We start from the raw sequence: 9610 nt of genomic DNA, 5'->3' as shown, positions 1-9610 counted from the left end.
TGATTACCGTCAAAGTACCTAGGCCTAATGTAGCTTAGAGTCGTAGGCTTTCTACGTATATACCCGTAGAAAATCTCTTGAATAAAGATTGTGTAAAGTGTGGGAACTTTTCTTGAAAAAGTTCCCTGATGAATTTCAAGAGTATAAATAATTACTTATAAAATTTATCGGCATCCCAGAGCTTGACCCTGTACCAAAGATTTTTTCTTTTTATATCAGTTAGTGCAGCCACCTTGGTAGACCTTTTATACCTCTTCACCTAAAAACAAAAGCATATTCATACATCCGTAAAAACACTGATGAGGTTGCTGATCGTGATGGGTTTTGACTATGTGAAGACCCTCGTGTGAAGTGATGAGAAAAGAAGAACGTATGTAATATTCTTGTTGAGTATGCGTATAAAAACACCACTCACATCACTCTATTAAAGTCAGTAATTTCAGTAACTATAGTTAGGTTGTCAGGGTTCATGGTTGACTCTATGTCTGGGGCTTCTGAGTCCAAGGTATTTTCTGATATTCCATCTCAGTACAGAATTCCTTTTCCAAAAAAACAGTTTCCGCTTTGGCGACGGGGTTTAGTCGGAGCTGCTTATGTTTCCCTTGGTGTGCTAGCCACCAGTGTGGGCCTAGCTTCAATTTCGTACCGGCTGACGCACATGACCATTGATAGTGGTCTGGTCAACGGTCGTGCCGTAAGAGTTCAGGCTCCAGTTGATGGCAAGATTCAAGATTTTTATGCGAGACCAGGAGCACGGGTTAAGGCAGGACAAGTGTTGGCACAGCTAATGCCATTTTCTCAACAATCCCAGGACAACGGCTTGCTGGCCGTGGGCGCTAATGATGCTCAGCAGCTAGCCAACCAGACCCTAGAGATACGCTTGGCCTCTACCCAGCAGACATTGGCCCTGTTAGACCAGCAGCTGCAAGAGTTAAACCGTCAGGAGGAAATACTCCGTTCTGTTACCGTTGGTGTTGCCACTGAAACGGTTGACTATTCTGAGGCAGCGGTGACCGCCGCCATGGCCCAGGCTACGGCTGCACGTAACAAGTACGAGCGATTTAGCACCCTGCTTGCCAAAGGAGCGGTCTCCCAACAAGAAGTAGACGAACTCGAAGCCGATTGGCGCTCCCGTCAAGCTGCCGTGGAGCAGGCTCAATCTGAGCAAACCATTGCCCAGATTAATGCCAGTGCTATTGCCCAACAAGCACCCATGCAATCAGACCTTAAGGATATACAATCGCAGCGACGACGGCTGATGGAGGACATCCAGCGCCAAAACAGTCAGCTGGATCTGCTGGCCCTTGAGCTACAGGCACAGTCTCCTGAACCCGAAACAGCTGTTAACGTCAGTACATCTATTCATAACGTCAGCGCGTCTGATTCTAATTTAATCCCCCTGTTAGCCCCCTTTGACGGTGTTATTTACGCAACCAATCATGACGCTGGAGAGCAGGTCAATCGTCCGGCGGCATTACTCTCCCTGCTAGACTGCAACGCGCTTTGGGTAGAAGCCTTAGTCAGTGCTGACCAGGCAAAACGGATTGATGCTAGCCAGCCTGTACGAATCCAGCACAGTGGCTATGACGGCACCATTGTCGGTAACGTAGACTTTGTAACGGCCATTAGCGCTGGTGAAATTACCAAAGCTCGCGCTGAGGCGCTGGTGCCTGCTGTACCTGCAAATTTATCGGGGCAGGCATTAGCCCGAGTGCGCGTCAGCATGCCACCAACACAGTCCCAGGAACAGGCTTACCGGTTTTGTGGGGTGGGCGAATCTGCCAAACTCACCTTTGGTACCCAGGCAAATCCGATGAGATTTCTAAGTAGAGTATTTTGATCTCTAGAGCGCCCAGCGTATCTTCTAGCCTTTTATTTTACCCATCCATACTTATCTTTAGGGCATGACTATGGCCAACTCTTCGACTCGGCAACGCTCCATGAGCGCCTATGTCAGCACAGCCACGTTTTTAGCACTGTTTAGCTGCGGACTAGGCGGTCTATATATGTTGCAAAACCCTGGTCACATGGCCATCTGGAATATTTTTGGGCTGGTTAGTCTCGGTGCAGTTGGAATTTGGCGGTGGTCCTGGTTTTTGTTGCGGATGCTGCGGGGCCGATACTATCTGCATCGGATCTTTCCGCGCTGGCGACGCAAAGCAGATGCTGTGCCGGTGGAAGAGCTGCCCCATATGTGTTTTTTAGTGCCCACCTACAAAGAACAACTATGGATTTCAGAGCGAGTTTTTAAGGCGATTGTCAGTGAAGCGAAAACCCTGGCCCAGCCTACGACTGTTTTGGTTAATAGCAGCAGCGATGATGAAAATGCGACAATTCGCGAAATTATAGAACGAGACGATCCGGGGCTACGGTGGATTCGCCTGATTCAAATGACTCAAAAAGACGGTAAACGCAAGGCCATGGCCGATAGCCTGCGCCATCTGTCTCAGCTCGATTTGCCTGCCGATACCGTTGTTGCCCTGATGGATGGCGACTCTGAGCTATTGCCCGGCACCCTGCGTCGCTGTCTGCCCTTTTTTCGATTGTTTCCCAAAATGGGAGCATTGACAACAGATGAGCTACCGGTGGTAAAGGGCTCCTATTTCTTTTCTGAGTGGTTTCATTTGCGGTTTGCCCAACGTCATCTGCAAATGTGTTCTGACTCGCTCTCCCATAAGGTCATGTGTCTGACCGGTCGCTTTTCCTTGTTTCGGGCTGATGCGGCCCTGCAGCCATCTTTTGCTGCGCAGCTAGAGGAGGATTTTCTCAATGATTGGCTGTGGGGGAGATTTAAGTTTTTATCGGGAGACGATAAGAGTACCTGGTATTGGTTGTTGCGTCATAAGTACGACATGTTTTATGTGCCCGATGCCATCGTAAACTCGATTGAAACTTTGTCGGGTTCAGTGGTTGATCGGGCTTACAACAACATGCGTCGCTGGTATGGCAACATGCTCCGCAACAATGGTCGGGCCATTAGCTTAGGCCCGGTCACTACGGGCTGGTTTACCTGGTGGAGTCTTTGCGACCAGCGCATCAGCTTTTGGACCTGTTTGATTACCCCTGGTTTTTTGCTGGTGTCGTTGCTGCAGGGATATTGGAAGGCGGCTGCAGTGGTCATATTTTGGGTGATTGCAAGTCGCTCACTGATGCTGATGCTGACCTTTTGGGGGCGCAGCTCGACCCTAAAACTTATCCATTTTCCCCTACTGCTGCTGTCTCAGTGGGGTGGGTCTCTGGTGAAAATTTGGACCCAAATGAATCTGGCCCAGCAGAAGTGGACCAATCGTGGTTCCCAAAGTATTTCGGCCCACGGCCAGGGGTTAGAGCGAACGGTCAAGCTGGGGACGTCGCGCTTACTACTCTATGTACAGCTCTTTGTTTTTGGTCTATTTATATGCTGGCTCACGGGCAATCTAAATCCCGCCTGGGATATTGCTGGGTTACGCCTCAGTCATCAAGCTAGTGCGGCTAAGGTGCCCCAGGTGATTGAGGTGATGGACTATGGAGTCTGGCCTAACGATGGGCAGGATGATGGTGTGGCGCTGCAGACGTTAATTGATGATCTGTCTCAGACGTCGCCGATGGACCAACCTGTGGAGCTGCGGTTGCCCATTGGTAAGCTAGAGTTACGACAGCCTGTGGTCATTCACCGGGGAGAGCTGACACTAAAGGGACAAGGTCCAGGCCGGACCATCCTAGTTGCCCAGTTTGATCGTTCTCAGGCCGATGCTGTTTTACAGGTACAGCCCCAAGATTCCGAGATATTAGCGCAGGTTCACTTTGCGGGGTTTACGCTGCAGGCGGCTGATACGGCAGTCATTACCCGGTTAGACGGGATTAGGATGGAGCGGGTGATGGATAGTTCTTTAAATAATCTTGCGATCGCACCCAGTCTCCAAGAGCCCCTACTGCTAGACCAAACCGAAAATATCACTATCGAGTATGTGGCCATGCCTGGGCAGCCTGATCCCGAGCAGCCTGATCCCGAGCAGGCGGTTGTGACCATGACCCCATAATTCATGGCCGACAGGCCAGCCATTTTGCCCAGTTTCAATGGGCGGCAGTGACCGAAAAGTTAGCAAAATCAATGTAGGTATCCTGGGGTGTGGCCCAGGACGGATCGCCGCCGCCAAAAAAGGTGGAGAAGAAAACACCATCAATTTGCAATGTATCAGTCGTCCGAAAGCTTAGTTCCCCTTGCTCTAGGACTAAACTGTCGTTGACCCAAATTCGAATTTGGCCATTGGCAAGATGGGGGGTATTTAGTTTGACCTCCTGCTCAAGTTTGTACCAGATACCGGGCTGGAACTGCCAGGTCCCTCGCCCAATGGAGGTCCCGTAGGACTTGCTCGTAGGCAGATAGGCATACACCTCGCCCTGACCGTTTTGTCTCCACATCAGCCGGGTTGAAAATCCATCAGTACCGTTAGGGATATGGCCACCGCTGGCTCCGGCTCCGCCAAATAAACCGGGCAGTTTACCCCCTTTAACAAAATTAAACCCCTCAGCAAAACGGATATAGTAGCTCAGTCGCAGCTGGGTTTGAGCGGGTAAAAACAGATCGCCATAAAACTGGGCACCGCCCAGGGGAGCCTCTGTTTGACGAGAGACAGACGGGCTAGCCGCACCTGCCGGATAGTGAACCCTGAGAATATGGGCAAAGGGGCCGTTGGAAACCGGACGCAACTCAAAGTTGTCAAACCCCCACGTTTTGTCATCCCGTGGTTCCCAGCTGTCTATCCAATCTGGCCGACTCAAATCACTGGCCCCAAGAGGGGCTGCTGTAGGGCCAAGACGGGGGGGCTCTGAGGCAGGCGTCTCGGTGGGTTTCGAGGTTGACACAGGAGATTGACAGCTGATGAGGGCCACTGTCCCTAGCATCAGAGCTGATTTAATTATCAACACCCATTTCACACCCAATATCGCCACCGTAGCCATTCGTAAAATACTCTACGGTCTCCCCTGTTGTTTTCATGGTTACAGACAAGGGAGACCATCGGTATGCAAAACTGGTCGAAGAATTAGTCCTGAATGGTTACAGACAAGATTTTATCGCCGCCCTTAATGGCATTGACAACATCCATATCCGTTGTTTTTCCAAAAACTGTATGAACGCCGTCGAGATGGGGCTGAGCAGCGTGACAGATAAAAAACTGACTGCCTCCCGTATCACGACCGGCATGGGCCATGGAGAGACTACCGGCTTCGTGTTTGTTGGGATTAATCTCACACTTAATTTTGTAGCCAGGACCACCGGTACCGGTGCCCTGGGGGCAGCCACCCTGAATCATAAAATTAGGAATGACGCGATGAAAGTTAAGTCCGTCGTAGAAACCGTCTTTGGAAAGTTTGACAAAATTGGCGACCGTGTTAGGAGCATCACCATCAAAAAAGTCGATGTTGATGGTACCCTTTTCGGTTTCCATAATTGCTTTAGTCATGCAGGCGTCCTCATATAGCAGAGCGATCCACGTCCAAGTTACAACCTATAAGCTTTCTCTGCAGAGAAACTTAGTTCTGGCACGCTTAACGGCGACGTTTCTTTTTGATGGTTTTTGCTTTGGGGGCAGGCTTTTTAGCTCCTTTGAATCGATTCAGGGCTGCACTGGCCGCTGCCACAATCCGATTGTCACTGTCCCTAAGCGCCTGTCGCAGAAAGGGAATAGCTTTAATAGAGCCAGAGTCTTGCAGGGCGGTAACGGCAGCCAGACGCACATCAGCGTCGTTGTCTTTGATCAGTTTGCCAAGCTGGGGAACAGCGCGAACCGCCTCCTTACGATTAATAGCGGCAGCTTTGCCAAGCTCAGTCGCTGTTTGAGTTAGATTTGGCTGGCTGGGAGCGGGTCGTGAGGGGGCGGCTATCGGCGTCTCAGCGACTGGGGCAGGCGCTTGAGGGGCCATATCGGGTGTACTGCTTTCTCCCCAGGGATCTGGAATGGGGATGAAGGTGTTGTCCACAGTTGGCTCGTCGGCACTAGCGGTGTCAGTCGCACTGGCCGCCGCATTAGAACTGTCAGCAGAACTGTCAGCAGAACTATCAGTCCCAGGGTCTAGATTATCTGCCGGTAATGGCAGTGCGGTATCTTCACCCATTTCCTGAAGAGGAACGTTCATCAATACAGCGATGCGCGCTTCATATTCAGCCTGTAGCTCGCTGAGGTGCTCTTGATGGGTGTCTTGGTAACGCTCAATTTTGGCCGCCATCTGCTGCTCATAGTCAGCTTCCATCTTGGCTAGGGCGGCATTCAGCTCTTGGGTATGGTCTGCTTGGATCCGGTTTAAGCGATTGAGGGATTGCTGCAGCGCGTTATCCTGACGACGAATAGTGCGCCGCATTAGCAAGGCTGTAACCCCCGATCCCAGGCCTAATCCAATTAATACACCGACTCCTGCTGATAGTGCCATAGCCGCATTTCCTCAATTCTCAGTTTTATTTATGGCCAAGACCAGGTGGATTATCCCCTATGATGGCCAAGTTTGGCATCCTGAACACTGCCGATGTATTACACCTCGTTACACTATGACAGCAGAAATGTTTAATATGCTCTGCTTCAAATAATTTGCATTACCGTGTAGGTATCACCGATTTTATGAGGAGATGACTATCGTTGACTGAGGCACTTAAGTTAGATACATCAGGGACTACAGATGCGATCGCAGCCGATCAGACCGATGAAAATCAGATCGATGAAAAGGCCCTAGCACTAGCCACGGCTATTGCCAATGCCGCCGATGATCGCAAAGCAGAGGACATTTCAATTCTCCAGGTGGGCGACGCGTCCTACCTTGCTGATTATTTTGTCATCGCCACCGGGTTTACCAATATTCAAGTTCGAGCGATTGCCCGCTCCATCGAAACCACCCTCGAAGCTGACCATGGCCGTTCTCCCCTACGCACAGAGGGCACTGAAGAAGGTAAGTGGGTGATTTATGACTATGGTGAGGTGATTGTCCATATTTTCCAGCCTAGGGAGCGGGAATATTACGATCTCGAATCATTTTGGGGTCATGTCAAACGAATTGAGTTTGTTCCGATCCCACCTGCTAATTTTGGCCAATAGTGGCCCAAAGTTCTTAATAATGGTGTCCTATGATGTAGTTATCAATTTGTAACCATTGGCTATGAAACGCTCTGCACCGCGCTGTCCTGTTCCTGCCGAGCAGCTCCCCATCCGAGAATATGAGGAAATGCGGGAGTCTTGGTTCTATAGCTGGGGGGCTCGTAACATACGCGGTTATGTAATGCCAGTCCTAATCGTTTGGAGTTTGAGCTGGTTTGTCTCTGGGCCAATTGCTGCAGTGAGCTTTGCCCCTACCAAGTTTCTGACAAAATTCTTGATCAGTGCAGCGTTAGGGGCGTTAGTGATCCCTGGCCTCACGTTGCTACAGCTTTATGTTGGATGGTCCCATGTGGGCAATCGACTGCAAGTCAGAGACCTGCCCTATGAAGAATCCGGCTGGTATGACGGCCAGATATGGACCAAACCTGACGATATATTTAAGCGCGACTGTTTAATTGTTGACTATCAGGTCAAGCCAATTTTGACTCGTTTGCGCAAAACCTTTGGCATTATGGCTGGCTGTTTAGCTGCAGGTTTCCTAGGGTGGTCACTGTTTTGAGCCCGGTTGGGTCATGTCTGCTGGCATTTTTCCTACAACGTTTGGTTGAAAGATGAACAATACCTACTCAGGTTTTCTGAAGTTTTAATCTTGATGCAGTACTAGTAAGTAGATGGACAAAACTATCCACTTATCTAGGACTGTCATTTCGAATTCTCTAGCTGTTTCTATCAAAATTTATGCCTAGGCCAAGCCGTATCTCCACCGCCCCATTATCAGTTCAACTACTGAGGGAAGGGATTGTCGAGTCTGTCCACCAGGTCCATGCGGCGGTGGCGGATAGTCGGGGGCGATTGCTGTCATCAGCAGGTGATGCGGATAATGCCAGCTTTATCCGCTCTGCCCTCAAGCCGTTTCAAGCAATGTCAGTGACCTCTACCGGGGCCTTAGATACCTTTAAGCTGACGGATAAGGATCTGGCTATTATGTGTGGGTCTCACCAGGGGCGGACTGAGCAAGCCCGCCAGGTGTTTGGTATTTTGTGGCGGGCTGATTTAGAACCCACCTGTCTTCAATGCCCGATCCCTACTGGTCAGCAAAGCGCTTTACAGCACAACTGTTCCGGTAAGCATGCGGGCATGCTGGCTGTGTGTAAACAGCAGAGCTGGGAACTTAATACCTACTTGAATCGTAATCATCCGCTGCAAAAGCTAATTCTCAACCGGTTTTCAGGGTTGTTGGGTATGCCAGCTGACGAGTTTATCGGGGCTCATGATGACTGTGGGGCTCCGACTTATTTTATGCAGCTGCGCCAGATGGCAACGCTATATGCCAAGTTGGCGTCTGGGGAAAATCTTGAAATGGAGCGGGTTGTTCGGGCCATGACCCACCATCCAGATATGGTGGCAGGCCCCCAGGGATTTGATACTGAAGTTATGCGTCTAACTGAAGGGAAAATCCTCAGCAAGTCTGGTGCAGAGGGGATTCAGTGTATTAGTCGAGTGGGTGAAGGTCTGGGCCTGGCCCTTAAGGTCGTGGACGGGTCTAAGCGCGCAAAGTATGCCGCCGCCCTACATGTTCTCCGTCAGCTGGGATGGATCTCCCCTGATATCGCTGATACCTTGGCTGAAACCTATTTGAATCTGGGTGCATACAAGCGTTTGGACATGGTCGGGGAGATTGATTTGGGTTAGGAAAAATGCCCATGAAATTAGTTTTTATCGAGAATCAAAGATTCAGGCAAAAAAAGTATTGCGGTTTACACCCCACGTGGTTATAGTAGTAAGGCGCTAACGCGGGGTAGAGCAGTCTGGTAGCTCGTCGGGCTCATAACCCGAAGGTCGTTGGTTCAAATCCGGCCCCCGCCACCAGTTAGAAAAAGAGACTGAAGGTTTACTTCAGTCTCTTTTTTTTGGCTTGAATTTAGACTTTGAATTTTGGCAATGAATTTTCTAAGTGCACGGCAGGCCATGGACAGGTCTGCTGGCGTGGACCGAAAGTGTTAACTTAAGTAACGTAATCGCTTTGCTGTTCTTGGTGTTGCTGATTTAGAGGATCAGCAATGCCCTGCTCTTTGTTATGACGTTTTTGTTTTCTGGCTCTTTTTGGAGTCGTTGGAGTCGTTTTACGGGTCGTTTAATACTGCCGGTCCTATTAGCAGCGGTATTGCTGCTAGTCCCTTCAGCGCCTGCCCAGGCACTGGGTGGTAAGCAAGTACCCCTAGGTGAGCCTGCGCCTGAGTTTACACTGCCTACCAATATGGGCGATGGAGAGATTTCTCTGTCAGATTATTTGGGGCAGTGGGTAGTTCTGTATTTTTATCCTAAGGACTTTACACCGGGTTGTACGTTAGAGGCACAACGCTTTCAGCGAGATTTACCGGAGTTTATCGCGCGCAATACCCAGGTTATTGGGGTTAGTGAGCAGTCTGGTAGCTCGTCGGGCTCATAACCCGAAGGTCGTTGGTTCAAATCCGGCCCCCGCCACCAGTTAGAAAAAGAGACTGAAGGTTTACTTCAGTCTCTTTTTTTTGGCTTGAATTTAGACT

Annotated in this window: 9 protein-coding genes and 2 tRNA genes; 8 read left to right on the top strand and 3 right to left on the bottom strand. The window is 50.0% G+C overall.

Annotated features, from left to right (window positions below; genetic code table 11):
• Positions 1-469: 469 nt before the first annotated feature.
• A complete protein-coding gene (locus IQ260_RS21585) occupies positions 470-1840 on the top strand; it encodes an HlyD family secretion protein (protein ID WP_193995156.1) in 1371 nt (456 codons plus the stop codon).
• A gap of 70 nt (positions 1841-1910) precedes the next feature.
• Positions 1911-4019 (top strand): glycosyltransferase, encoded by a 2109-nt coding sequence (locus IQ260_RS21580; protein WP_193995155.1) that lies wholly within the window; start codon positions 1911-1913, stop codon positions 4017-4019.
• Positions 4020-4053: 34 nt separating this feature from the next.
• Here the strand turns inward: IQ260_RS21580 and IQ260_RS21575 are convergent, their stop codons facing one another.
• The 3 genes from IQ260_RS21575 to IQ260_RS21565 form a co-directional block, all read right to left on the bottom strand.
• A complete protein-coding gene (locus IQ260_RS21575; RefSeq protein WP_193995154.1) occupies positions 4054-4845 on the bottom strand; it encodes a polysaccharide lyase in 792 nt (263 codons plus the stop codon).
• 179 nt (positions 4846-5024) lie between these two features.
• Positions 5025-5444, bottom strand: a complete 420-nt coding sequence (locus IQ260_RS21570) for a peptidylprolyl isomerase (RefSeq protein ID WP_193995153.1) — start codon at positions 5442-5444, stop codon at positions 5025-5027.
• A gap of 85 nt (positions 5445-5529) precedes the next feature.
• Entirely contained in the window at positions 5530-6408 is an 879-nt protein-coding gene (locus tag IQ260_RS21565; RefSeq protein WP_193995152.1) for a HEAT repeat domain-containing protein, read from the bottom strand.
• 203 nt (positions 6409-6611) lie between these two features.
• On the opposite strand from IQ260_RS21565, the gene rsfS reads away from it, so the two are divergent.
• The 6 genes from rsfS (at position 6612) to IQ260_RS21535 (ending at position 9551) form a co-directional block, all read left to right on the top strand.
• Positions 6612-7064, top strand: coding sequence for a ribosome silencing factor (rsfS, locus tag IQ260_RS21560; RefSeq protein WP_193995151.1), 453 nt, complete (start codon positions 6612-6614; stop codon positions 7062-7064).
• A gap of 61 nt (positions 7065-7125) precedes the next feature.
• On the top strand, positions 7126-7623 hold the full coding sequence (locus IQ260_RS21555; protein WP_193995150.1) for a CGLD27 family protein: 498 nt from the start codon (positions 7126-7128) through the stop codon (positions 7621-7623).
• A gap of 179 nt (positions 7624-7802) precedes the next feature.
• Positions 7803-8756, top strand: coding sequence for an asparaginase (locus IQ260_RS21550; RefSeq protein WP_193995149.1), 954 nt, complete (start codon positions 7803-7805; stop codon positions 8754-8756).
• A 100-nt stretch (positions 8757-8856) separates the two neighbouring features.
• Positions 8857-8933: transfer RNA gene (locus tag IQ260_RS21545), tRNA-Met, on the top strand.
• Positions 8934-9141: 208 nt separating this feature from the next.
• The gene (locus IQ260_RS21540) at positions 9142-9513 is read left to right on the top strand and encodes a peroxiredoxin (RefSeq protein ID WP_407657747.1); all 372 of its coding nucleotides are present in this window, start codon (positions 9142-9144) and stop codon (positions 9511-9513) included.
• Positions 9474-9551, top strand: a tRNA-Met gene (locus IQ260_RS21535). The genes IQ260_RS21540 and IQ260_RS21535 overlap by 40 nt, the downstream gene beginning before the upstream one ends.
• The last annotated feature ends 59 nt before the right edge of the window (positions 9552-9610 follow it).

Source organism: Leptolyngbya cf. ectocarpi LEGE 11479, assembly GCF_015207065.1.
In the GTDB taxonomy this organism is placed as follows: Bacteria; Cyanobacteriota; Cyanobacteriia; order Phormidesmidales; family Phormidesmidaceae; genus Leptothoe; species Leptothoe ectocarpi.
This window is presented reverse-complemented; position numbering and strand designations above follow the sequence as displayed.

Excerpts from the sequence above, each read along its gene's own strand:
- IQ260_RS21585 (WP_193995156.1), top strand. The coding sequence starts at position 470 with ATGGTTGACTCTATGTCTGGGGCTTCTGAGTCCAAGGTATTTTCTGAT.
- IQ260_RS21580 (WP_193995155.1), top strand. The coding sequence starts at position 1,911 with ATGGCCAACTCTTCGACTCGGCAACGCTCCATGAGCGCCTATGTCAGC.
- IQ260_RS21570 (WP_193995153.1), bottom strand. The coding sequence starts at position 5,444 with ATGACTAAAGCAATTATGGAAACCGAAAAGGGTACCATCAACATCGAC.
- IQ260_RS21565 (WP_193995152.1), bottom strand. The coding sequence starts at position 6,408 with ATGGCACTATCAGCAGGAGTCGGTGTATTAATTGGATTAGGCCTGGGA.
- IQ260_RS21555 (WP_193995150.1), top strand. The coding sequence starts at position 7,126 with ATGAAACGCTCTGCACCGCGCTGTCCTGTTCCTGCCGAGCAGCTCCCC.
- IQ260_RS21550 (WP_193995149.1), top strand. The coding sequence starts at position 7,803 with ATGCCTAGGCCAAGCCGTATCTCCACCGCCCCATTATCAGTTCAACTA.
- IQ260_RS21540 (WP_407657747.1), top strand. The coding sequence starts at position 9,142 with ATGACGTTTTTGTTTTCTGGCTCTTTTTGGAGTCGTTGGAGTCGTTTT.